The 23,871-nt window shown below is 71.6% G+C and carries 20 protein-coding genes and 2 pseudogenes; 13 read left to right on the forward strand and 9 right to left on the reverse strand.

Translation table 11 applies throughout. The annotated features are described in order from the left end of the window. The first annotated feature begins 107 nt into the window (after positions 1–107). On the forward strand, positions 108–416 hold the full coding sequence (locus QE392_RS02845) for a putative quinol monooxygenase (RefSeq protein WP_307447591.1): 309 nt from the start codon (positions 108–110) through the stop codon (positions 414–416). 2 nt (positions 417–418) lie between these two features. Then, positions 419–1,258 carry an aldo/keto reductase gene (locus tag QE392_RS02850; protein WP_307447593.1) on the forward strand — a complete coding sequence of 280 codons (840 nt, stop codon included), beginning with the start codon at positions 419–421 and terminating at the stop codon, positions 1,256–1,258. Between the two features lie 95 nt (positions 1,259–1,353). Here the strand turns inward: QE392_RS02850 and QE392_RS02855 are convergent, their stop codons facing one another. Next, complete coding sequence (locus QE392_RS02855) at positions 1,354–1,626, reverse strand: helix-turn-helix transcriptional regulator (RefSeq protein WP_115916228.1); 273 nt, start codon at positions 1,624–1,626, stop codon at positions 1,354–1,356. A gap of 98 nt (positions 1,627–1,724) precedes the next feature. Here QE392_RS02855 and QE392_RS02860 point away from each other — a divergent pair, with 98 nt between their 5' ends. Genes QE392_RS02860 through QE392_RS02875 form a run of 4 tightly spaced genes read left to right on the forward strand, consistent with a single transcriptional unit; the run spans position 1,725 to position 6,923 of the window. Further along, on the forward strand, positions 1,725–3,200 hold the full coding sequence (locus tag QE392_RS02860; protein WP_307447595.1) for a proton-conducting transporter transmembrane domain-containing protein: 1,476 nt from the start codon (positions 1,725–1,727) through the stop codon (positions 3,198–3,200). Then, positions 3,200–5,752 carry a DUF2309 domain-containing protein gene (locus QE392_RS02865; protein ID WP_307447597.1) on the forward strand — a complete coding sequence of 851 codons (2,553 nt, stop codon included), beginning with the start codon at positions 3,200–3,202 and terminating at the stop codon, positions 5,750–5,752. The genes QE392_RS02860 and QE392_RS02865 overlap by 1 nt, the downstream gene beginning before the upstream one ends. Next, a complete protein-coding gene (locus QE392_RS02870; RefSeq protein ID WP_307447600.1) occupies positions 5,752–6,075 on the forward strand; it encodes a P-II family nitrogen regulator in 324 nt (107 codons plus the stop codon). The genes QE392_RS02865 and QE392_RS02870 overlap by 1 nt, the downstream gene beginning before the upstream one ends. After that, the gene (locus tag QE392_RS02875; protein ID WP_307447603.1) at positions 6,075–6,923 is read left to right on the forward strand and encodes a DUF6671 family protein; all 849 of its coding nucleotides are present in this window, start codon (positions 6,075–6,077) and stop codon (positions 6,921–6,923) included. Before QE392_RS02870 ends, QE392_RS02875 begins: the two co-directional genes overlap by 1 nt. A 92-nt stretch (positions 6,924–7,015) precedes the next feature. On the opposite strand, the gene QE392_RS02880 is transcribed toward QE392_RS02875, so the two are convergent. The 3 genes from QE392_RS02880 to QE392_RS02890 form a co-directional block, all read right to left on the reverse strand. Next, the gene (locus QE392_RS02880; protein ID WP_307447606.1) at positions 7,016–7,762 is read right to left on the reverse strand and encodes a DUF429 domain-containing protein; all 747 of its coding nucleotides are present in this window, start codon (positions 7,760–7,762) and stop codon (positions 7,016–7,018) included. Positions 7,763–7,847: 85 nt separating this feature from the next. Next, entirely contained in the window at positions 7,848–9,194 is a 1,347-nt protein-coding gene (locus tag QE392_RS02885; protein WP_307447608.1) for an SLC13 family permease, read from the reverse strand. A gap of 79 nt (positions 9,195–9,273) precedes the next feature. Beyond that, positions 9,274–10,635: a homoserine dehydrogenase gene (locus QE392_RS02890; protein ID WP_307447612.1), complete on the reverse strand. Its 1,362-nt coding sequence runs from the start codon at positions 10,633–10,635 to the stop codon at positions 9,274–9,276. A gap of 157 nt (positions 10,636–10,792) precedes the next feature. On the opposite strand from QE392_RS02890, the gene otnK reads away from it, so the two are divergent. The 6 genes and pseudogenes from otnK (at position 10,793) to QE392_RS02915 (ending at position 14,823) form a co-directional block, all read left to right on the forward strand. Continuing rightward, entirely contained in the window at positions 10,793–12,013 is a 1,221-nt protein-coding gene (otnK, locus tag QE392_RS02895) for a 3-oxo-tetronate kinase (RefSeq protein WP_307447615.1), read from the forward strand. After that, positions 12,010–12,660: a class II aldolase/adducin family protein gene (locus QE392_RS02900; protein WP_307447617.1), complete on the forward strand. Its 651-nt coding sequence runs from the start codon at positions 12,010–12,012 to the stop codon at positions 12,658–12,660. Before otnK ends, QE392_RS02900 begins: the two co-directional genes overlap by 4 nt. Before the next feature lie 37 nt (positions 12,661–12,697). After that, positions 12,698–12,811 (forward strand): annotated as a pseudogene (locus QE392_RS17485) (DeoR family transcriptional regulator); the annotation flags it as partial. A gap of 166 nt (positions 12,812–12,977) precedes the next feature. Beyond that, positions 12,978–13,460, forward strand: a complete 483-nt coding sequence (locus tag QE392_RS02905; RefSeq protein ID WP_307447620.1) for a DeoR/GlpR family DNA-binding transcription regulator — start codon at positions 12,978–12,980, stop codon at positions 13,458–13,460. 50 nt (positions 13,461–13,510) lie between these two features. After that, positions 13,511–13,882, forward strand: a complete 372-nt coding sequence (locus QE392_RS02910) for a hypothetical protein (protein ID WP_307447624.1) — start codon at positions 13,511–13,513, stop codon at positions 13,880–13,882. A 50-nt stretch (positions 13,883–13,932) separates the two neighbouring features. Then, on the forward strand, positions 13,933–14,823 hold the full coding sequence (locus QE392_RS02915) for a helix-turn-helix domain-containing protein (RefSeq protein ID WP_307447628.1): 891 nt from the start codon (positions 13,933–13,935) through the stop codon (positions 14,821–14,823). Between the two features lie 53 nt (positions 14,824–14,876). On the opposite strand, the gene QE392_RS02920 is transcribed toward QE392_RS02915, so the two are convergent. The 5 genes and pseudogenes from QE392_RS02920 to QE392_RS02940 form a co-directional block, all read right to left on the reverse strand. Continuing rightward, positions 14,877–16,076, reverse strand: a complete 1,200-nt coding sequence (locus QE392_RS02920) for an MFS transporter (RefSeq protein WP_307447633.1) — start codon at positions 16,074–16,076, stop codon at positions 14,877–14,879. A gap of 94 nt (positions 16,077–16,170) precedes the next feature. Further along, on the reverse strand, positions 16,171–17,442 hold the full coding sequence (locus tag QE392_RS02925) for an MFS transporter (protein WP_307447636.1): 1,272 nt from the start codon (positions 17,440–17,442) through the stop codon (positions 16,171–16,173). Further along, positions 17,439–20,515: pseudogene (locus QE392_RS02930) on the reverse strand (alpha-mannosidase). The gene QE392_RS02925 and the pseudogene QE392_RS02930 overlap by 4 nt, the downstream one beginning before the upstream one ends. Positions 20,516–20,631: 116 nt before the next feature. After that, the gene (locus tag QE392_RS02935) at positions 20,632–21,972 is read right to left on the reverse strand and encodes a 6-phospho-beta-glucosidase (protein WP_307447639.1); all 1,341 of its coding nucleotides are present in this window, start codon (positions 21,970–21,972) and stop codon (positions 20,632–20,634) included. Then, entirely contained in the window at positions 21,969–22,715 is a 747-nt protein-coding gene (locus tag QE392_RS02940; RefSeq protein ID WP_307447642.1) for a DeoR/GlpR family DNA-binding transcription regulator, read from the reverse strand. The genes QE392_RS02935 and QE392_RS02940 overlap by 4 nt, the downstream gene beginning before the upstream one ends. 130 nt (positions 22,716–22,845) lie before the next feature. On the opposite strand from QE392_RS02940, the gene QE392_RS02945 reads away from it, so the two are divergent. Then, a complete protein-coding gene (locus tag QE392_RS02945; protein ID WP_307447645.1) occupies positions 22,846–23,871 on the forward strand; it encodes a PfkB family carbohydrate kinase in 1,026 nt (341 codons plus the stop codon).

The following is a 23,871-nucleotide window of genomic DNA, read 5'->3' on the forward strand; positions in this document are numbered from 1 at the left end:
CCGTCAAGGCGATGGGTGCGGGTGGGGCGGAGGCGAGCATCATCAGACCCCACCTCACGCGGCGCTCTTACGTGGCGGTGACACCAACCGAACGAAGGAGCCGCATCATGGCGACACAGGTCAGCACGGCACTGCTCGTCCGTCTCGAGGCGCGACCCGGCCGAGAGGACGACGTCGTCGCCTTCTTGAACCAGGGGCTGTCGATCGTCGACGGAGAGCCAAAAACCGTGCGGTGGTTCGCTCTGCGCTTCGGGGCCACCTCGTTCGGCATCTTCGACGCCTTCCCCGACGACGACGGTCGCCAGGCGCACCTGTCGGGAGAGGTCGCGAAAGCGCTCGACGAGAACACGGGCGTGCTCTTCGACGTGACCTCGTTCGAACAGGTCGACGTCGTGGCAGAGAAGCAACCCGCGTAGTCATGGAGCGGCGACCGTTCGGCCCCCTCCCCACCGAGGTCTCGGCCATCGGGCAGGGCACCTGGTTCATCGACGACGGCCACCGCCCCACGGCGGTCGACGCCCTGCGGCGCGGCCTCGACCGGGGCATGACGCACATCGACACCGCCGAGATGTACGGAGACGCCGAGATCGTCGTCGGGGAGGCCGTCGCCGGGCGCCGCGACGAGGTGTTCCTCGTGTCGAAGGTGCTGCCGAGCAACGCGTCGCGGAGGGGCGTCATCACGGCGTGCGAGCGGACGCTCTCGCGCCTGCGCACCGATCGGCTGGACAGCTACCTGCTGCACTGGCGCGGACCACACCCGCTCGACGAGACCTTCGCCGCCTTCGAGCAGCTGCGCGAACAGGGCAAGATCCGGTCGTGGGGCGTGAGCAACTTCGACGTGGCCGACCTGGACGAAGCCTGGCGATCGGGCGGCGAGGGGCATCTGGCCTGCAACCAGGTGCTCTACAACGTCGAGGAGCGCGCCATCGAGCACGCTGTGCTGCCCTGGTGCGAAGAGCACGATGTCGCCGTCGTCGCCTACAGCCCGTTCGGCCACGGCGACTTCCCGGGACCGCGGTCGCCGGGCGGCCGTGTGCTCGCGCAGATCGCCGCGGACCACGGCGCGACTGCGCGCCAGGTGGCGTTGCGCTTCCTGGTGCGACGGCCGTCGGTCTTCGTCATCCCCAAGGCATCCACACCGGCGCACGCCGACGACAATGCGGGCGCGGGTGAGCTGCGACTGAGCGACGCCGAGATCGATCGCATCGACGCGGTGTTCCCGCGCGGACCGCGGCCGCGGCGGCTTCCAATGCTCTGACGCGTCCGGCGCGGCGAGGGACGCCAGCGGGTGGGGCTCCCCCGGTCTCCAGAAGAGCGTTGCTCCACGCCCGGCGACCTGGACCCAGTGGCGTTCTAGCCCCGCAATGCCTGCAGGAGCGCGCCCACCGGGTGATCGCTCTCGATCGGGTGGCGCAGGGGGAGGTCTTCGACGCACTCGTAGCGATTGCGTCGCCCCTCCTTCTCGCGCTTGAGGTAGCCGGCATCCACGAGGTCGGCCAGGATGCCGTGCGCCGTTCGCTCCGTGATGCCCACGGCATCCGCGATCTCTCGCACACGGGCGCCGGGATCGCGTGCGACGTAGATGAACACATGGGCGTGGTTGGTGAGGAACGTCCATGTCGTCATCGACACAGCATACGAACTCGCAGTACCGGAATCAAAGCACCGGTTATCTGTTGCCTGTTTTTTGACACACGCAATTTTTTGCATGTAACGTGCTGCGCATGTCGCTCCTCGCCCCGCTCACGATCGCCGCGCTGGTCGCCGCGGTCGTCGCCGCCCTCCTTCCGGATGTCGCGCGTCGGCGCACCCCGGGGTCGCTCGCCACCTGGCCCGCTGCCGTCGCCACGGTGTTCGCCACCGTGGGCCTCGCTTCGGCCCTCGCCACCGACGACGACATCGCCGGCGCCGCCCTGATGCTGCTGGTCGTCGCCCTCACCGCGGTCGTGCAGACCTACGCGAGCCGCACCCTGCGGGGCGACCCCCGTTCGCGCGGCTTCTTCGCGCTGTCGTCCCTCGCCGCCGTCGGGTCGGTCACCGCCATCGCGGCGGACGACGTGGTGCTGCTCGCCGCCGGGTGGACCGTCGGCACCGTCAGCACGATCGCCCTCGTCTCGACCGGCGGCGCCGGGCCGCAGACCCGCGTCGCGGTGTCGCGCAGCGCCGTCGCGCTGCTCGCCGGAGACGCGGCCCTCTGGGCGGCGACGGTCGTCGCGGTCGCCTTGACCGGATCGACCTCGCTCGCCGCCCTCGCCACCCTCGACCCCGGCGCGGCGGCGACCGTGAGCGTCCTCGTCGCCGGCGCAGCCGTCGCCCGCGCCGGGTCGTTCCCCCTGCACGGATGGCTCCCCGCCACCGCGGCGGCGAGCACCCCGGTGTCGGCTCTCCTGCACGCGGGTTTCGTCAATGCCGGTGCGCTCCTGCTCCTGCGTACCGCGAGCGTCCCCTCCGCCGTCGGTCCGTGGGTCGTGGCCGCCGCCGGTGCGATCACGATGATCATCGCCACCCTCGCCATGCTCACGCGACCCGACGTGAAGGGGCGTCTCGTGCACTCGACCGCGGCGCAGATGGGCTTCCTCCTGCTGGCGTGCGGCCTCGGCGCCTTCGGCGTCGCGCTGGTCCACGCGATCGGGCATGCGCTCTTCAAGGCGAGTCTGTTCCTGGGCGCCGGCTCCGCGGTCGAGCACGCGGTGAAGCTGCGCGCGAGCGCGCGATCGACGCGCTCCGCCCGGGGCGCGATCCTCGGCGCCGCCGCCGTCCTGGTCACCGGGGCCGTGACCCTGGTCGCTTCTGGAGCGGCCGACCACGGGGCGGCGGTGCTCCTGCTCTTCGCCGGGGCCACCGCGACGACCGCGGGAGCGCGCATCGGTGGGAGCGGCTCACCCGTCGGTGCACGGGCCGCCCTGCTCACGGGCCTGGTGGCGCTCACCGCCGCCTACATCGCGGTCGTCTTCCCCGCGGCCGAGGAGCTCGTGCCGGCGAAGGCCGCCGACCCCGCCCCCGCGGCCGTCGCCGCCGTCGTCTTCGTGATCGCCGCCGCCTCGGCCCTCGCCGCGCGTCAGTCCGGCCGGATCGGCGATCGCCTCTTCGCCCTCGCCTTCTCGTGGGGCCGTCCACCGCTGCCCCCCACCCCGCCCCGCATCGACACGTCCTGGACCCCCGCACCCGTGGACGGTCCCCTCGAGTACCGGAGATTCTGATGACCGCCCTCGCCTCCTCTCCTTCGCCCGCCGTCATCCGGGGCTGGGTCGCCGCCGCCGGCCGCAGCATCTCGCCGCACTTCCCCCTCGAGACCTTCATCGCCCGCAACCCCGTCGCCGCCTACGAGTCCCTCGACTGGGACGAGGCGATCCAGCGGATCGCCCGCGAGCACGGCATCCTGCTGTCACTTCCCGAGCAGCGGTTCCGCGACCTGTACGGCCGCGGCCGGATCACCCCGTCCGACCTGCACGCGGCCCTGCGCTTCACCGTGCCCGAGGCACGTTCGTCCCGCACCCTACGCATCGGCGGCACAGCCGCCACGGTCGAGGAGGTCCTCGGACACGACCTGCTGGTCGCTCCCCCGATGACCGCGGCCGCGCCGGAGCCGACCCCGGCTGCGCGACTCTCGCCCCGCCTGCATGCGCGTATCGACGACCTCACCGGCCGGTGGATCGCGAGCGCGCTCGGAACCGCGCCCTGGTCCCGGACGGCGACGGGCGAGAGCATGTGGAGCGCGTGGCGGCGCCTCGCCGGGCTCGACCCGACGCTCTCACGCCGGGTGCGCCACGGCATCCGGACCTCTCCCGTCGACCCCGCCGAGGCGATCGGCGCAGCGCTCCGGCGGTGGGAGATCGACGGGCCGGTTGCGGAGTCGTTCCTCCGCGCGCACGTGCTCGCACAGCCGGGCTGGGCGGGGCTCGTCAGACACACCACCGCCCCCGGTGTCGACCTGGTCGCGCTCGTCGCCATCCGCACGACGCTCGAGTGCCTCCTGCTGCCCTCCGACGCCGTACTGCCCAAGATTGCACCGAGCGAGAAGGCCGCCGCGGGCGACACCACCCGGGTGCAGGCCGTCGCCCGCGCCCTCGGGGTCGACCCGATCGACACCGGCGTGCGCCGTGCTCTCGCCCCCGTGCTGGCGCTTCTCGACCCCGCGGCCCGTCTCGGCGTCTGGCAGGAGGCGTTCGAACGAGGCGTCGCGCGCGATCTGGTCCCGGCGACGGTTCCCGCGGTGCGCCCGAGCGAACCCCCTCGCCGGCCGCTCGCCCAGGCCGTGTTCTGCATCGACACGCGATCCGAGAGTTTCCGGCGGCGCCTCGAGGAGCGGGGCGACATCGAGACCCTCGGTTTCGCCGGGTTCTTCGCGGCGCCCATCTCGTTCCGGCCCGCCGACGGCTCCGCCGAGGTCGCGTCGTGCCCGGTGCTGCTCACGCCCCGCGTCGCCATCACCGAGTCGTCCGTCGAACGCGACGCGATCGCCCGCTGGAAGCGGCGGCGCACGGCGAGCGTGGAGCGGGATGCCACCGTCGACGCGCTCAAGGAGTCGGCCGTCGCGCCCTACGCCTTCGCCGAGACCGCCGGGTGGCTGCTGGGAGCCGCGAGTGCGGTGAGGACTCTCGCGCCGGAGGGCTGGCGGGCGCTGGTGTCGCGGGTGCGACTTCCGAAGCCGCACACCCACGTCGACGCGAACGTCGTCTTCACGCTCGAGGAGCGAGTGCTCTACGCCGAGACGGCGCTGCGCATGATGGGTCTGACCGGCGGCTTCGCACCGATCGTCCTGCTGTGCGGGCACGGCGCCACGGTGTCGAACAACCCGTTCGCGTCCGCCCTGCAGTGCGGGGCGTGCGGCGGCCACGAGGGCGAGCCGAACGCCCGCGCGGCGGCGATGATCTTCAACGACCCCGAGACGCGTGCCGCGCTGGCGGGTCGCGGCATCCGCATCCCCGCCGACACACTCTTCGTCGCCGCGCAGATGGACACCGTCACCGACGAGGTCGCCCTGCTGGAGCCGTGGGCCATCCCGGCGACGCACGAGACCGCCGTGCTCGAGCTGACCCGACAGCTCGAGCACGCGCGAATCCAGAACACCGCCGAGCGCAGTGCCGGCCTGCCCGGGGCGGGCGGTCCGGACGACGCGCTCCGCGACACCGAACGCCGGTCGGCGGACTGGGCCGAGGCGTATGCGGAGTGGGGTCTGGCGGGCAACGCCGCGTTCATCGTCGGTCCGCGGTCGATCACCGCGGGCGTCGACCTCGGTCGCCGGGCGTTCCTGCACAGCTACGACGCCGCCGCCGACCCCGATGGGTCGGGCCTGGAGACGATCCTGACCGCGCCGATGATCGTGGCGCAGTGGATCAACGCCCAGTACACGGCCTCGACCGTCGCGCCCGACCGCTTCGGCGCCGGCCCCAAGCCCCTGCACAACGTCGTCGGCACGGTCGGCGTGCTCTCGGGATACGGCGGCGACCTGCGCCTCGGGCTGCCCTGGCAGTCGGTGGGCGTCGGACGCGCGGCCCGGCACGAGCCGATCCGTCTGCAGGTGTTCGTCCAAGCCCCCCTCGCGCGGGTCAACGACATCATCGACGCCTCCGAGTCCGTCCGCACCCTCGTGACCAACCGCTGGATCGCCCTGCGCGTTCGCGAGCACGCGAGCGCCGGCTGGATGCGCTGGGGCCGGTACGGCTGGCAGGCCGACGACCTCGACACCACCGACCGCTCCGGCGTCACCGCCACGCACGGACACCGACCCACCACCGAGGAGATCCACTGATGAGCGTGTCCGAACTGACCCCGATGACCAAGATCGAGGTGGTCGTCGCCACCGACGACGTCGCCGACGTGACCGACCTCATGCAGTCTCTGGGCGCGCGCGGCTACACGGCGATCACCGGTGTCGCCGGGGTGGGACACCACGGCCCCCGCGGCGGTCGCCTGCTGTTCAACGACCACGACACCCTGACACTGCTGGTCACGGTGGTCGCGCCCGAGAAGGCGGACGCGATCGTCGCCGGCATCCGTCCCGTTCTCGACCACGCGTCGGGAGTGATGTTCGTCTCGCCGACCGCCGTCAGCCGCGCGGACTACTTCGCCTGATGTCGCACACCATGATGTCCCGCTCGCTCGCACCGCCGTCGCTTGCTCTCGCCGGGGCGACCGTGGCTTTCGGGACCCTGCACGGCAAGGAGGAGGCCTTCGCCCCCGCGTTCGCCCGCTGGCTCGGTGCCGAGGTGCGCCCCTCGACGGCGCTCGACACCGACGCCCTGGGCACGTTCACCGGCGACATCCCGCGCCGCTTCACTCCGGAAGACGCGGCGCTGACCAAAGCCCGCGGCGCCGCCCGCGAACTCGGCACCGCCGCGGGCCTCGCGACCGAGGCGTCGTACGCGCCCGCCCTGGGCGGCTTCGGACCGATGCTGCACGAGGAACTCGCCGTCTTCGTCGACGTCGATCACGGCATCCATGTGAGTCACCGGCTCCGTCGGCACACCCACGTCACCCCGCGGCGCGTCGTGCGCAACGAGAGCGAGGCCCGCCGTTACCTCTCGCGGGCGGGGTTCCCCCACCAGGGGGTCGTGGTCCGCACGGGCGAGGAGCTCGTCAAGGGCGTCCAGGATGCCGCCGTCATCCTCGATCGGGTGCGCCGCGGTCCCGTCGAGCTCGAGCCCGACCTGCGGGCGCACATGAATCCCGAGCGACGACGTGCCCTGCGGCGATTGTCGTGGATGCTCGCCGCGCGGCTCCGAGAGCGCTGCCCCGGGTGCGGGTGCGCGGGCTTCGGGCCCCTCGGCGTCGTGCGAGGTCTCCCGTGCGCCGCCTGCGGTGCCGCGACATCGCAGGTGCGGAAGGAGGTCGACGGCTGCCCCGCGTGCCCCGAACAGCGGGAACGTCTGCGACCCGAGCGAGCGGCCGACCCCGCGTGCTGCGATGCCTGCAATCCGTGAGGGAGTGCTCCTCGCGACCCGAGCGACAGTGGTGCGCGTCGGCTGCGACTCATCGACGCCGGGCTCGAGCAGGCCCGCGCGCGAGCGTGGCGCTATCGGACGAGCAGGTCGAGCGGTGCGTTGGGGAGCACGACCCAGCCCTCCCGGCGAGCGGTGTCGAGCATCTCGGATGCCGGCGGGTCGAACGATCCGAGCGCACCGGCCCGCGTCGAGAGCGCGGCGATCACGGCGTCGAAGGCGTCCGCCTTGGCCACGGCCGCCGGGGCGAAGGGACCGAGGTCGAGCCACGGAGCGTGCTGCGCCAAAGTGTCGAGCAGGACCGCCCGCCGCGCGGCATCCACCCGGTAGCCCGTGGTGTCGAACCCCCACAGCCGCAGCGAGCCGCCCGGGTAGACCTCGAACAAGCGCCCCTCCGCCGCCCGGTCGACGGCGACGCCGGCCTCGGCGAGGCGACGCAGCAGACCCGCTCCCCGCAGGGCGGTCACACCGAGCCGGTCGGTCGAGACGCTGAGGGGCCACCGGCCGATGCGGTCCTTCACCACGTGATCGGTGTGCCGGTACACCAGGGGACGGCGCCACTGGGCATGACCCTGGACGGGCCCGAGCAGCGGTGCCGTGTCGGCGTGATGGGCCTGCACGAAGTCGACGAAGGCGTCGGGCCAGCCGAGCGGGCAGTCGACCCCGAGCCACGCATCGCCCGACGACACGGAAGCCACGATGTCGACATCCTGCACACCGACCTCGAGGCGCGTCAGGCGGGCCGAGCCGGGGGCCCAGACGATCTCGGCGAGCGCGGTGCCCGCTGCCCCCGCGGCGAGGTCGATGCCGATGGTTCTCATCGTCCGAAGCATAGGGCGGTAGACGAGCGGAGGCCCGGACCGTGGCACGGACGGTCCGGGCCTCTCCCGGGGCGGACAGGCGGGGTCAGCCGCCCAGGAACGGAACCACGAAGAGCGCGATCGTGATCACCGGGCCGATCACGACCATGGAGAGACCCCAGATCGTCAGGTGCCGGTAGAGGCGCGGCCTGTCGTCCTCGTGTGCAGAGGCGACGATCGTGGCGCCGGTCGTCCCGAACGGTGCGCAGTCGACGAGCGATGCCGAGATCGCCAGCGCGTAGATGAAGCCCGTCATCTCGAGTCCGCCGCCCGGCAGCAGCAGCGGCACGGCGAGCGGGACGAGCGCACCGATGATGCCGATCGTCGACGCGAAGGCGGACACCAGACCGGCGATGACGCACAGGACGAAGGCCGCGATCAGCGGCTCGTCGACCGAACGGGCGAACTCTCCGAGCTGATCGATGGCGCCGAGCCGCGTGAGCACGCCGACGTAGGTGATGATGCCGCCGAGAAGCAGGATGGTGTTCCAGTCGACCTTCGCCAGCCCCTCGCGGCCGGCCTTGGGGTTGATGAAGGCCAGCAGGACAGCGAGCGTCAGCGCCACGGCACCGAGATTCAGGTCGACGTCATTCAGCGTGAGGGTGAAGAAGGCGATCACCAGGACCGGGATCGAGACGAGAGTCGCCAGTTGGTAGCCGGTCAGCTTCTGCATCGCCGTCTGCTCGAGCACGGCAGTCCCGCCGCCGGGGCGGGTCGTCAGTCCCGTGCCGCCCACACCTCCGGTCTCGCCCGTGTCGAGGTCGGCCGCGACCGTCTTGGCCGCGCGACCGCGGGAGAGGAGTTCGCGCCCGCCGAAGAGGAAGAAGGCGACGGCGACGATCACGGTGTTGATACCGACCGAGAGGCCGAACATCAGCGCAGCGTTGTAGGGGATGCCGGCCGTGGTCGCCACGGTCAGCACGGTGATGCCGACGATGCTCGTCGGTGCGAGCGCTCCACCGACGATCGCCGAGCTCATGGCGATCCCCATCATCGTGGAGTGGATGCGGTGCTTGTGGGCGAGACTCATCGCGATCGGCACGAGGGTGAAAGCAGCGTGCGAGGTGCCGAGGCAGGCGACCAACGTTCCCACGGCGAACATGGCCCACGGGATGAGGGCGATACGGTCGCCGATCAAGCGGACCGAGCGGTCGACCAGCCAGTCGATCGTGCCGACCGCCCGTGCGATGCCGAACAGATAGGTGATTCCGAGCAGGATCAGCAGAGCATCGACCGGGAAGCCGCCGAGGACGTCGTCGAGCGACTCTCCGACGAGGAGCACGCCGATCACGCACGCGGCGACGAGCGCGAGGGCGCCCATGTGCACGTTGCGGATGGCGGAGATGGCGAAGACCGCGACGAGCACGATCAGGGCGATGATCTCCACGCTCATGCGGTCATCCCCCGAGGCGGGGCGGAAAGGGTCTGGTCACGGTGCATCGTCGTCGATCTCCTGGGGTCGAGGGGGGAATTCAGGCGCCGAGCGTGAGCCCGGAGCGATAGGCGGCGGCGACGGCATCGTGGACGCCGTCGAGGTCGTCGAAGCGGACGAGGGCGCCCGCGGCGACGGCGGTGCGCAAGCGAGCACCGGAGAGCAGGTAGTAGGGCGCGATCTCCCCGGCATCCGGGTCGACGAGAACGGGAGCCACTCCGCTGATCTCGTGATGGTGCCCCTCGACGCGGAACGACGTTCCGTCGGGAAGATCGGTCGCGGCGCGAGCCGCCAGCACGGTGTGCTGCCGCGGCTCCGGAACGACCGCTGTGTCATCGACGGCCGCCGCGATGGTGAGGGGGGTCTCGACCCCCATGAAGTGGTACGGCCAGTAGATGCACGCGTAGCGGCCGTCGCGACTCACGACATGGCCCTTGCCGCGCAAGATCTCCCAGGTGACGGCGTCGCCGGTGCGGACGATGGCGAACACGCCGCCCGCGAAGCTCGCCTCGCCGGGAAGACGCAGCATGGAGAAGACGTCGACCACACCGGTCGAAGCGAGCAGTCCGCCGTCTGCGCGCTCGGCGTAGACGTCGGCGAGCTCATCGGGACGCACGACCGGATAGTGCATGGTCTCGACGTCGACCGTGGCGCCGCTGTACAGGGAGACGACGTTCATCTCGCACGAGTCGGCCGCGGCCGCCCGCTTGAGCCCCGCCACGGCTGCCGCCCGCGCCGCGAGGGTGGCAGGCAGGTCGTCTCCCCTGTCGAGGAGCTCGGCCAACGCAGGGGCGTGCTGCTCCACACCGTTCTGGTCGACCACACCTGTCCGGGGGTCGAAGGCGAGGTCGTACTCACCCGACTTGCCGAGGGCGACGATGTCGAAGCCCGTCGCCAGCACCCATGCCGCAAGACGCAGGAGGTTCGCGGGCTGATCTCCATCGCCGGGGAGGTACCGCACTCCCCGGGCCCGCGCGCGGGCGCTGAGGGCGACCCCGGCGACCGTCTCGACCTCCTTGCTCACCATGACGACGTGCACACCGGCGCCGATGGCCGCGTCCGCGTACGCGTAGCCCGCATCGATACGCCCGGTCGCCTCGACGAGCACGTCGACGTGGTGCCACGAGACGTGCGCGGCGTCGGCGACCACCGCAACACGACCCGCCTCGACCGCTGCGGCGGTATCGGCGGCATCCCCCACCGTCGTGACGCCGTCGGCGGGTACACCGAGATCGGCCAGCATGGCCCGGACGCCGTCCACGTCGGGGTCGATGAGTTGAACGGCCCGCATGTCGGGCAGGCGTCGCAGCTGATCGAGCAGGGTGCGTCCGTATCCCCCGTTGGCGCCGGTCAGGGCGATGCGGATCGGGGCTGGACGGTGCTGTGCCGTGCTGTGGATCACCGTTGTTCCTTTGACGTCGTTCGAAGCGGGGCGAGCGTCGAACAGCTCGCGATGCTTCGCAACTGTAACCGTGTCTCACAAATTGTCAAAGTATTCTCTCAAATATTCACATAGACTGTCATTACCCCAGGGATGAGACACCGACGGAGGGTCCTGCATGTACATCGGAGCCATCGCCGACGACTTCACCGGAGCGACCGATCTCGCCATCGCTCTGCGTGAGCGCGGCCTGCGCACCACCGTGGTGGTCGGCGAGCACGACATTCCCCGCGATCACGACGCCGCGGTGGTGGCGCTGAAGTCACGCACCGCGCCGGCGGGCGAGGCGGTTTCGTCGTCGCTGCGCGCACTCTCACGACTCCAGGCAGCCGGCGCAGAGCGCATCTACGTCAAGTACTGCTCGACGTTCGACTCCACCGACGAGGGCAACATCGGTCCCGTCCTCGACGCGGTCACCGGTCGCGTCGGCGTCGACCGCACGGTCGTCGTGCCCGCTTTCCCCGCGAACGGACGCACCGTGCGGGAGGGCCGCCTGTACGTCGGCGCAGACCTCCTGGAGGACTCGCCCATGCGGCACCATCCGCTCACGCCGATGACCAGATCACGCGTCCGCGACATTCTGAGCCCGCAGACCCGGGCCACCCTGACCGAGATCCCCCTCTCGGTGGTGCGCCGCGGCCCCGCCGCCCTCCGGGCTGAGATCGACCTCGCACCCGCGGGGTACGTCATCCCGGATGCCGTCACGGACGCCGACCTCGCCACGATCGCCGCCGCGACCCCCCACCTGCGCGTGATCTCGGGCGGTGCGGCGCTGGCCGCCGGGCTCCCGGCGCCCGCTACCTCGCGCGCGAGTGTCTTCCCGAGCGTCGGTCCCGGGCGCCTCGTGGTGTGCGGGTCGGCCTCCGCCGCGACCCGCTCCCAGATCGCCCACGCCCGCCAGAACGGGGCGACGGCGGAACGGATCGATCTGGACGCCGCGGTCACCGAGCCGACGGTCGAGATCGCTCGCCTGTCTGCGTGGGTGCGGGCCCTTCCCGCCGAGGCTCTGCCCCTCGTGTACTCGGTCGGGGATGCCACCGATGTGCGCGTGGGCGAGAGCGACACGTCCGCCGCCGTCGAACGCGTGCTGTCGGGTCTGGTCGCCGCCGTCGTCGGGGCCGGCGACGTGCACCGCATCATCGTCGCGGGCGGAGAGACCAGCGGAGCGGTCGTGCAGGAGCTGGGCATCGCCGCACTCGAGATCGGCCCCCGTCTGGCGGCCGGCGTGTGCTGGAGCGCCGGGGTCACGGCATCCGGAATCACGGTCGCCGTGGCCCTCAAGAGCGGCAACTTCGGTGCCGACGACCTCTTCACCACCGCATGGAAGGCCCTGAAATGAGCGTTATCGACGATCTGATCGCTGCCGGACGCACACTCGTCGACGCCGGTCTCAGCCCCGGCAGTTCGGGCAACGTCAGTGTGCGCGACGGCGATCGACTGCTGATGTCGGGCACCGGCACACGCCTCGGCGAGCTCACCGTTCACGACATCGCCGTCCTCGACGCGCGCGGGGTCGCGCGCAGTGCTGTGCGCCCCTCCAAGGAGGTCTCCCTGCACGTGGCGATGTACGAACGCACCCCGGAACACACCGCGGTCGTCCACGTGCACTCGCCGTCGACGGTCGCGCTGTCGTGCCTGCAACCGTGGGCCGACCACAGCGCCGTGCCGCCGCTCACCCCCTATGCCCTCATGCGGGTCGGCCAGGTGCCGCTGCTGGACTATGTACCGCCGGGCGACCCCGCAATGGGAGACCTGATTCGCGACTGCCCCCATCCGTTCCGTGCCGCGCTGCTGGCCAACCACGGCGCCGTCGTGGGGGGCGTCGACCTCGCGGGCGCCGTCGACAGCGCGATCGAACTCGAGGAGGCCTGTCGCATCACGCTCCTCACGCACGGGATGCCGCGTCGACTCATCGCCCCCGACCAGGTGCGGGCACTCACGGCACGTTGGGGCACCCCGTGGTCGGAACCCGCGTCGGTAAGCTGAGCGGGACTGAAGGAACAGGATGACCGACGCCTCCCCGATGATCCCCGACCAGCGGCGCGCGAGCATCGTGCAGAGCCTGCATCGCGAGCGGGTGCTGAGCTTCCGTCAGCTGAGCGACCTGCTCGGGGTCAGCCAGATGACCGTTCGGCGCGACGTCGCGGTTCTCGAGGAGCAGGGTCTGGTGCAGGCCACGACCGGTGGCGCCAAGCTCGCTCCCCGCCTGGTGTGGGAGCCGTCACGAGCCGAGAAGGCGTCGAGCGAGATCGCTGAGAAGAACCGCGATCGCCCGGGCGGCGTCGACCCTCGTACGCGACACGATGACGGTCTACCTCGACGCGGGCACGACGGCCCACGCGATGCGGCCGTTCCTGGAGCACGTGACCGACCTGACCGTCGTGACCAACGACCTCGCGACGGTCCAGGCCTTCATCGACCATCCCCGCGCCGACCTGATCTGCGTCGGCGGACGGGTCGACCGCACGAACCTCTCGACGATCGGGCGATTGACCCGCCTGTCCCTGGCCGAACTGTCTCTCGACCTGGCTTTCATCTCCTCCAGTTCGTGGGACCTCGGCCACGGCGTCACCACCCCGGTGGAGGCGAAGATCGAGGCCAAGCGTGCCGCCGTCGAGGTGGCCGAACGCTCCATCCTCATCGCCGACAGCTCGAAGTACGGACGGTTCGCCAAGTACCGCGCGCTCCGCCTCGACGAGCTCGCCACGATCATCACCGACGCCACCCTGCCAGATTCTGACGCGGAAGCTCTCTCATCGGCTGGTGTCGAGGTCGTCCGCGCTTAGCCCGAGCGCAACCGCTCGCCGCCCGCCACCTCACCTGGGAGGATCAGCGCATGGCAGACGACGATCTCCCCGATTCGCTGGAACCGGCGACCGGCGTCCCGCCGCGCGACGAACCCCCACCGCCGCCCACGCCGAAGGGCGATCTGCGCATCGCGTCAGTCGTCGCGATCGTGACGGGCGCCGTCGTCATCGCGTGGTACCTGTTCGTCGTCACCGCGAGCACCATCTCGGAGCTCGACAACCTCGCGTGGATCCAGATCGGCATGTGGGTGCTCGCGGGGGTGTCGTTCGTGTGCGGCATCCTGAGTCTGAACGCCCGCATGGCGCGCGAGCTCGCCGCGGCCGGATTCATCGCGGGCGTCGCGGCGGGGCTGCTGTCGATCTCGATCGGCTTCTTCAGCGGGCTCGAGCTGCTGAACTGACGCGGGCGCCGGCGCGGAATAGGTGCGCTGTCCGGTGGGTTGCTGCACGCATGACGTCTGAGCTCGCCCTCGAACGTGCCCTGTCCGCAATCGACGTGCGTCCCGGCCGCGCCGGGCAGCGGGCGGTCGGGGCGGGTGAGAGCCTGACGCTGGCGCCGGGAGCGGCGACGCTGATCTACGTCCGCACGGGCGAGCTCACGGGTCACGCGGCGGAAAGGTCGGCCTGCTCCCTCGACGCCTCGACAGGGGCGGCCGCCGTCGTTCCCGCTGACGGTCGCACGCTGCTCGCGGGCGATGCCTTCATCTCGCTCGGATGCCTCGCCCTCGCACTCGTGTCGCGGTCGGGCGCCGAGGTGACGGTCGTGCCGCTGGAGGTCACGCCGACGCCCGACACCATGGCGCTCCCGCCGGTGCTGTTCGTCAGCGGCTTCGCCCGGGCCGAACCCGCGGCCGCCGGGCTCGCGGCGCACCTGGGCCTGCCCGCCCCCGGCGCGCCGACCGGCCGTGAGGGGGACGAGACCATCTGCAAGCTGATGGTGGCGACGGTGCTGCTCTCGGCCCTGCGCGCGTGGGCGTCAGCCGGGCGCGACGCGACGTGGCCTCCGCCCGTCACCGACCCGTTCCTCGCGCGCGTCGTCGCCGCCGTCGACGCCGATCCCGGGCGGGAGTGGACCATCGACCACCTGGCCGCGCTCGGGGCGATGTCGCGCTCGGTGTTCGCGGCACGGTTCCGGGAGGTCTTCGGCACGTCGCCCGCGGCGCACGTGACCGAGGTGCGCATGCGGCGAGCGCGACAACTGCTCGAGGCGGGAACCCCGGTGACCGAGACGTCGCGCGCCCTCGGCTACGGCTCGGACGAGGGGTTCCGCCGCGCTTTCCGCCGCCACACGGGCGTCGCGCCGTCGGCGTGGCGGGCGGGTCGGCGGTCGGTGGCCACCTGACCGCTGAGCCGGTCGCGAGGAGAGCCGGTGGACCGGCGGAGCTCCGCCGCAGCTCAGCCCCGCCCGGCGCGCGGGGCCCGCACCGACAGCCCGAACAGGACGGCTCCGACCACCAGCAGCGCGACGCCGATGGCATCCACCGTCACGACCCCCGCCGCATCGACGAGGATGCCGCCGACGCCCGCCGCGATCACGATCGCGAGCTGGAACCCGCTCACCATCAGGCTGCCGCCGGCCTCGAGGCGGTCGGGCATGTAGTGGCCCACCCACGTGTTCACGATGATCAGCCACGACGAGAAGAAGAAGCCCCATACCGCCACCGCGATCGCGACGGCGACCACGGCATCCGGCAGCAGCACGAGCGCCGCGATCGACGCGGCGATCACGAGCGGTCCCGCGACCGCGAGGCGTCGGAAGGCGCGGTCGACCACGACGCCGACGACGATGTTGCCGATGAGGCCGCCCACCCCGAACAGCGCGAGAAGCAGCACGATCGTGCCGGCATCGATGTCGGGAATGCGCTCGAGCGACAGACGCACGTACGTGTAGGCCACGAAGTGGCCGAGCACGACGAGCACGTGACCGATCATGGCGCCGCCGACGCCGGGGCGACGCAGCGTGTCGAGCAGGATGCCGAGGCTCGACGCCGCGGCCGGCGGCACCGGCGGCAGCGCGAGGCGCACCGCGACCCCGACTGCGGCGGTGACGACCGCGATCGCGAGAAAGGCGAGGCGCCAGTCGAGGAGCTCGCTGAGGGCGACGCCGATCGGTACGCCGGCGACCGTGGCCAGCGACACCCCCGCCGAACCGAACATGAGGGCTCGGCCGATGCGATCGGGACTCGCGAGGCGCGCCGCCACGGTGATGGACATCGACCAGAACGAGCTGATCGCCGCTCCCAGCAGGAAGCGTGCGACGAGGATCGCCGGCAGGCTGGGAGCGAGCGCCACGACGAGGCTGGACAACGCGGCTGCCGCCGCCGCGCCGACCAGCAGGGTGCGGCGATCGAGGCGCGGCAGCAGCAGTCCGATGGTGGGGGCGAACAGCAGCCCCGCCAGCGCCGTGACGGTGACCGTCTGTCCGGCCTGACCGGGAGTGACCCCGAGCGACGCGGCCATCTCGGTGAGCACGCCGTTGGGCAGGAACTCGGCGGTGACGAGCAGGAAGCTCAGGAGCATCACGACGATGAGACCGCCATACCGCAGGACGGACGGCCCGGCGACGGGGGTGGGAACGGGGGCGGTGGTGGTCATGCTCCGATCGTTGCGGACCACGGCCTTACAAGCCGGGCCGTTCGTCCGCGGTATCCGACCGATCGTCCGGGGCGGGACGATGTGCGGGAGAGCGTCAGGGTGCCTCGGGGGCAGACGACAGGCGCACCGCCCGCTGAGCCCGCCACACGAGCAGCAGCCCGGCGGTCCAGAACGGCACCTGCACGAGCTCGGCCAGCCGGAAGGCGGCGGGCGAGTACTCCGCCCCGCCGGCCTGCAGGGTGAGCGCCGCCCCGATCGCCAGGATGACGAGGATGCTCGACGAGAAGCCGGCCCCGTTAACCACTCCCGACGCGGTACTCAGCCGCTCCCGCGGGTTGTGGTCGCGCACGATGTCGAACGCGACCATCGAGGCAGGTCCCCCGGCGCACATCGCGAGGGCCAGCACGACGAGCAGCGGCAGCGGCGCCCGATCGGGGAACGCCAGGACCGCCGCCCAGGATGACGCCTGCACCGCCACGAGAGACACCACGAGCGCCGTGCGGGCGTGCGGGAAGCGTCCCGACACCGCGCCGACGAGCGGCCCCAGAACGATGCCGCCGACGACGTAGACCGAGAACAGGGCGCCGGCCGTGCCGGCATCCAGTCCTTGCCCGGCGACGAGGAACGGGAAGCCCCACAGGATCGCGAAGGCGTTGCCCGAGAACGACGTGACGAAGTGCACCCAGAACGCCAGGCGGGTGCCCGGCGACCTCCACGCCTCGCGTACCGCGCGCGCGACCGGAGTGCGTTCGACCACCGCCGGGCGACGCTCGCGCACGATGACCGCGACCAGCACCGCCGTCAACACCGTCACCCCGCCGAGCGAGAGGAAGGCGGCCGTCCACCCCGAGAGCCCGACGAGGGCCGCGAAGGGCACGACGCTGATGATCTGACCGAATTGGCCGAGCAGCCCCGTCACCTGCACCGCGGTCGGGGCGATTCGGCGCGGGAAGCGCATGCCGATGACGCGCAGCACGCCGGGGAAGATCGCGGCCTCACCGGCGCCCATCAAGAGGCGCGCGGCGATCGCGACCCCCACGTCGGGAGCCGCGGCGAGGAGCACCTGTGCGGCGGCCATCACGGCCATGCCCGCCGTCAGCACGATTCCCGCGCCGAAGCGGTCGAGCAGCAGACCGACGGGTAGCTGCAGCGCGCCGTAGATGCCGAGTTGCACGACGGCCAGCAGCGACAGCGTCGCCGCGGTGATCGCGAACCGGTCGGCCGTCTCGATGCCCAGGGCGGAGAGCGACGTGCGGTTCACGATCGACACGACGTAGGCGACGACCCCGACCGACCACACGGCGAGCACGGCGGCCCTGAGCCGCGACGGGGACGACGGCGCGAAGGTCGGGATGGTGGCCGTCATCCGCGCGTCAACCGGAGCGTCACGACCTGGAACGGACGCAGCTCGAGGGCGATCGCGTCACCTTCGTGCGCGAGGCGCCGCGAGCGGGCCATGTCGTCGCCGAGCGGGCGCTCGAGCAGGTCGACCTCCTCGACGGAGGCGACGGCGAACCCGGGCACGAGGGTCGTCGCCGCGCGGCGGCCCAGCGCCTCGTACACGCGCACGATCACATCTCCCGAGCGGTCGTCGGCGAGCTTGACGGCCTCGATGCGCACGCCTTCGTTGTCTGACCGCACGACGCTCCACGGCTCGACGGTGCCCTCGGCCGCGGGGCGGCGAAGCGCCAGGTTCTGCTCGTAGCCGGATGCCACGACCGCGGCGATGTCGGCACCCGGGTGCACGGCGTAGCGGAACACGTGGTGACCGGCATCCTGGATCGGGTCGGGCGAGTTCGCGGCGCGCACGAGGCTCAGGCGCACCTCGGTCTCGACCTCTCCCGACGCCCCGACGGTGCGCTGGTGATGTCGTGGCCGTAGGTGGCGTCGTTCGTCACGCCGATACCGTAACCGGGTTCTTCGACGTGCACCCAGCGGTGCGCCATGACCTCGAACTTCGCGTCTTCCCACGAGGTGTTCGTGTGGGTCGCACGGCGCACATGCCCGTACTGGATCTCGGCGCTGTGGTGGTGCGCATGCACGACGAACGGCAGCGAGGCCTTCAGCAGCTTCTCGCGCTCGTTCCAGTCGAGGTCGACGGCGAAGTGCACGCGCGCGTCGTCGGCGTTCACCGCGATGGTCTGCGTCAGGCGCGACGTGCCGAACGAGCGGGTCACGACGACCCGGGCGCGCAGGTCGCCGTCGACGACCAGCTCGACCGCGTCGGCGGCATCCAGGTCGTCGTATGTGTAGCGATAGTGCGCGTCGATGTCCCACGCGTCCCACGCGTTCGGCAGGTCCTGGTGCAGCTGCAGCAGGTTGGCGACACGGCCGGCGGGCACGAGCTCGCGGTTCTCGGCGAGGTCGACGATCGAGGTGACGAGCCCGCGGGCATCGACGGTCACACGGACGAGCCCGTTGTCGAGCACGATGGCGTCACCGTCGCGCTCGGCGGTCACCGGGTGCGCGGGCGTGACCGGGACGAGGGATGCCACGCCCAGCGCCGGCGTCTCCACCAGCGCGAGCGGGGTGCCGTCGGCATCCAGGGCCAGGGACCGGCGCGCGTGGTCGGCGGAGTTCACGACCGCGGCGGACAGGCCCGCGGCGGCCAGCGCCTCGGCGATCGAGCGCTCGAGCTCGGCGAGCGCGATGGCGTAGTCCTCTTCGTTCTGCTCGTGCACCCACTGGATCGAGGAGCCGGGAAGGATGTCGTGGAACTGCTGCAGCAGCACGCCCTGCCACAGTCGGTCGAGCGCCTCGTACGGGTATTCGGCGCCCTTGAGCGCTGCGGCGGTCCACCACAGCTCGGCCTCGCGCAGGCGGTTCTCGGCCTCACGGTTGCCGCGCTTCTCGCGGGCGTGCGAGGTGAAGGTGCCGCGGTGAAGCTCCAGGTACAGCTCGCCGACCCACACGGGGGCGTCGGTGTATTCGGCCTGGGCTGCGGCGAAGAATTCGTCGGGGTGCTCGATCTCGACGCGGGGGGAGCCCTCGAGCGACTCGACGCGGCGCTGGCGCTCCATCATCTCGCGGATGGGTCCGCCACCGCCGTCGCCGTAGCCGAAGGGCACGAGCGAGGTCGTGGCCTTGCCCTTGTCGCGGAACTGACGCACGGCGTGGTGCAGCTCCTCGCCCTCGAGCGTGGAGTTGTAGGTGTCGATCGGCGGGAAGTGCGTGAAGATGCGCGAGCCGTCGATGCCCTCCCACCAGAAGGTGTGGTGGGGGAACTTGTTGGTCTGGCTCCACGAGATCTTCTGCGTGAGGAACCAGTCGAGCCCCGCGAGCTTGGCGATCTGCGGGAACGCGGCGGTGTAGCCGAACGAGTCGGGCAGCCAGATGCCGTGCGTCTCGACGCCGAGCTCGTCGCGGAAGAAGCGCATGCCCTGCGTGATCTGGCGCACCATCGCCTCACCGCTGGGCAGGTTGCCGTCGGGCTCGACCCACTGCGAACCGACGACGATCCACTGGCCCGCGGCGATCACGGCCTTGATGCCCTCCCACACGTGCGGGTAGCGCTCCTTGACCCACGCGTACTGCTGCGCCGACGACGCGGCGAAGCGGAAGTCGGGGTACTGCTCGGCGAGGGCGAGCACGTTCGAGAACGTGCGGGCGGTCTTGCGCTTGGTCTCGCGGATGGGCCAGAGCCACGCGGTGTCGATGTGGGCGTGACCGATGCCCGAGAGGCGGTGGGCCGAGGCGGATGCCGGGCGCGAGAGCACGTCGACCAGCTCGGCGCGCGCGCTGGCGGCGGTACCGACGATGTCGTCGAGCCGCAGCACGTTCAGCGCCCGCTCCAGCGCCCGCATCACTTCGTGGCGGCGGGGCTCGGTCTCGGGCAGCTCCTTCATGAGCTGATAGAGCACCTCGACGTCGAACTGCAGCCCCCACACCTCGGGCTCGAACACGGCGAGCTCGGCAGTGCGGAAGGTGTAGATCGGCTTCTCGGGCGCGGTCTTCTTCGAGCCGAATTTCGTCGGGATGAAGTCGTTGACCAGGATGTCGGGGTTGGCCGCGGCCTCGACGAAGAAGTGCACGGGCTCGCCGCCGGCGGCCTCGTCGGTCAGGCGCACGTAGTGGTTGCGGGGGTGGATGCCCTTCACCTGCACGCCGTCGGCGGTGTGCACGAGCGCCTCGGCTTGGTTGCCGGGCCAGTCGCCCTGGAAGCCCGGGTCGAGCAGCAGCTCGACCGTGCGGCCGGCCCAGTCGGTCGGGATCTCGCCGCTGACCTCGAACCACCATGTCGACCACGCGCGGCCCCAGCTGTCGCCGACGGCGAAGGGCGCGTAGTCGGCGGCGAGGGCCTCGGATGCCGGGACGGGCTCGTCGGGCACCATCCAGGCTTTCAGTGCGACGGGGACACGGGCTGAGTAGACGGCGGGAACGATGCGCTCGGTGAGGACGCGGTGGATGCGCTCTTCGACGAGCGTGAGGTTCTGGTGCACGGTGGTCTCCGGTTCGGGGGGCGCGGCGGTTCGTGTCCGCGCGACGCGGGATGCGGGGAGGGTGTGGCGTGGTGCGGGGGTACGGTGCCGTTCGGGCCGGCGCCGCACCCCCGGGTTCAGCGGAGGTACGACAGGTCGGCGAAGCTGGAGCCGGCGTCGTCCAGCAGGGCGCGGGCCACGCGTACCGAGTCGATGAGCGGGTGGTGGGCGAGGGCGCGCAGGGCGGCCGCGCGCGAACCACCGAGGGCGGCCTCGATGGTCTGCCGCTCGACGTACTTCACGGTCGTGACGAGCCCCAGCCCGAAGGCGGGGACGGCCGCGCTCTCGATGGGGCGCGGGCCGTCGGCGCCGACGATGCAGGGCACCTCGACGACGGCCTCGCTGTCGAGGCCCGCGAGCACGCCGCCGCCGGGGACGTTGAGGATGAGACGGGCCGACTGGTCGTAGGCGATCGCACGCATGAGCGCGATCGCGACGTTCTCGTACCCGCCCGAGACGAGGTCTTCTTCATCGCGGTCGCCCATGCCGGCGGAGTCGCGGTTGGTTGCCATGTAGGTGACCTCGCGCTCGTGGCGGCAGGCCTCCCAGGCGGCGTGCGGGCGGGGGGCGGTCGCAGCCTCGTCCCAGAAGCCGGCCTGCTGGTCGAGCAGGTAGCGCCCGCGGGTGGTCGCGGCGTACTGGTCGGCCTGCAGCACGTCGCGCCGGTACGAGTAGTAGTGCAGGTACTCGTTGGGCAGCGCGCCGAGCGTCTGGATCCAGTCGGCGCCGAACAGCGCCCCCTCCTCGAACGACTCGATGCGCTCGGGCGAGGCGAGCAGCTCCGGCAGCAGGTCGACGCCGTCGCGGCGGAGAGCGGTGAGCCAGCCCAGGTGGTTGAGGCCCGCGTACTCGATCTCGACGTCGGCCGAATCGCGGATGCCGAGGGCTCCGAGCGCTCGACGGGCGAGGCCGATCGGTGAGTCGCAGATACCGATGACGCGCTTGCCGAGCACGCGGCCCATGGCCTCGGTGACGACGCCGGCGGGGTTGGTGAAATTGATGACCCAGGCGTCGGGGGCGACCCGCTGGATGAGCTCGGCGAGCTGCATGGCCACCGGCAGCGTGCGCAGAGCGTAGGAGATACCGCCGAAACCGACGGTCTCCTGGCCGATGACCCCGTGCGACAGGCCGATGCGCTCGTCGGTCGCCCGACCCGCCATGCCGCCGACGCGGATGGCCGAGAACACGAAGTCGGCGCCGCGCAGGCCCTCCTCGGCATCCGTGTGCACGCTCACGCGCGGCGCGTCGGGGAAGTCCCGCGCCTGATCCTCGAGGATGCGGGCCATCGTCCGAAGCCGCGTGCCGTCGGTGTCGATGAGGGCGACCTCATCGACACGGCCCGGGTCGCGATCCAGGAGGAGGGCGCGGTAGACCAGAGGGGTGCGGAATCCTCCGCCACCGATCATGGCAAGCTTCATGCGGTCACAATCTCGACATTCCGTCGGCCCAGGGACTCGACGATCGGGCCCTCGAGCGGCGCATCGGTGATGAGCCGCCGCAGGGCGAGGGGCAGGGCGATACGCCCGGCGCCGCTGCCGGGGAACTTGCTGTGGTCGGCGAGCACCGTCGCCGCGTCGCACGCGGCGAGCATGGCCTGCTTGATCGGCACTTGCGCGAGGGTCGTGTCGCGCAGATCGCCCTGCGGCGACATGCCGCTGACGCCGAGGAAGGCATGATCGGCGCGGATGAGGCGCAGCGATTCGGTCGTGAGGTGGCCGGCGACGCTGCGATACACCGGGTCGTAGTCGCCGGGAAGCAGCACGAGGTGCGTCTCGCGCTCGTCGCGCAGCACGTCGTAGATGGCGAGGTTGTTGGTGATGACGGTCACCGCACGGCCGCGCAGCAGGCGGGCGAGCTGCAACGTCGTCGTGCCGACGTCGAGGATGACGGCCTGACCGTCGTGGATGGTCGCGGCCGCGGCCTGCGCGATGCGCTCCTTGCCCTCGCGGTTGACCGGCTCGACGGTGGCGAACGGGGCGTCGCCCTCGCTCATCACCGCACCGCCGTGCGTGCGGCGCAGCAGCCCCGCCTCGTCGAGGCGCTGCAGATCGCGACGGATCGTGGCGATGCTCGAACCGGTCGCTTCGGCGAGCTCGGCGACCGTGGCGGCCCGAGCGGAACGCAGGTGCTGGAGGATCTCGCGATCTCTGACGTCTTTCATGGTGCGATCACCATAGCGCTCAAAATCGCTCAGTAACAAAATGTTTACACGCAAAAATTTGCGCGGTCCTGATCGCTCGGTGCTATAAACGGTGCAACGCCCCCGGTCGTCACCGCAGAGAGGAGGGGCCATGACGGTTGCATCCCGCCCCACCCCCCGCCTCCTGACGGCGGGGCAGCTCTTCCTCGATCTGGTCTTCGCCGACCTGGCCACGGCCCCGCGCCTCGGCGAGGAGCACTGGACCCCCGCGTTCGGCTGGGGCCCCGGCGGTATCGCCAACTACGCCATCGCCGCGGCTCGCCTCGGCGTGGACACCGTGCTCTGCGCCGACGCCGGCACCGACGCCCTCTCGGGCCTGGTGCGGGAGCGACTCGCCGACGAGGGCATCGCCGACGGCATCCGCGAGGTGTCCGACTGGGCCCTGCCCGTCACCGCCGCGATGAACTACGACGGTGACCGTGCGCTCGTGACCGGCGGACGCCCCGCTGCCCCGATGGCATCCCTCCTTCAGAACGCGCCCGTCACTCCTGTAGCCGCTCTGCACATCGACGACTCGGTGTCGGAGTGGGTGCGCGAGCGCGCCGCCGCCGGCACCAAGGTCTTCGCCGACATCGGCTGGGATGCCGATGAGGACTGGGACCTCGCTGCCCTCGACGTGCTCGACGGATGCCACGCCTTCCTCCCCAACGAGGCCGAGGCCCGCGCGTACACCCGCGCCGACGACGCCCGCGCAGCCGCCCGCGCTCTCGCCGAGCGCGTACCCCTGGCCGTGGTCACCCGCGGCGGCCACGGCGTGATCGCCGTCGACGCGGCGACCGGAACCGAGGTCGAGATCGGCGCTGTCGCCATCGACTTCGTCGACGCGACCGGCGCCGGCGACGTCTTCGGCGGCGCGCTGGCCGCCGCCGAGCTGACGACGTGGACGCTTCGCGAACGCGTCGAGTTCGCCACCCTCGTCGCGGCCATCACGGTGTCGCGTCCCGGCGGCGCGGCAGCCGCTCCCCGTCTCGACGAGTTGCTCCCCTGGCTCGACGCCCACCCGGCGGCCGCCGACCCGGCGCGCTTCGCCTTCCTCCGCGCCGCGCTGCACGACGGCGCATCGCCTTTCGCCGCCCCACCCCGCCCCACCCCGTCCTCACACCGCACCCGAATCTAG

Source organism: Microbacterium proteolyticum, from assembly GCF_030818075.1.
Lineage (GTDB): Bacteria > Actinomycetota > Actinomycetes > Actinomycetales > Microbacteriaceae > Microbacterium > Microbacterium proteolyticum_A.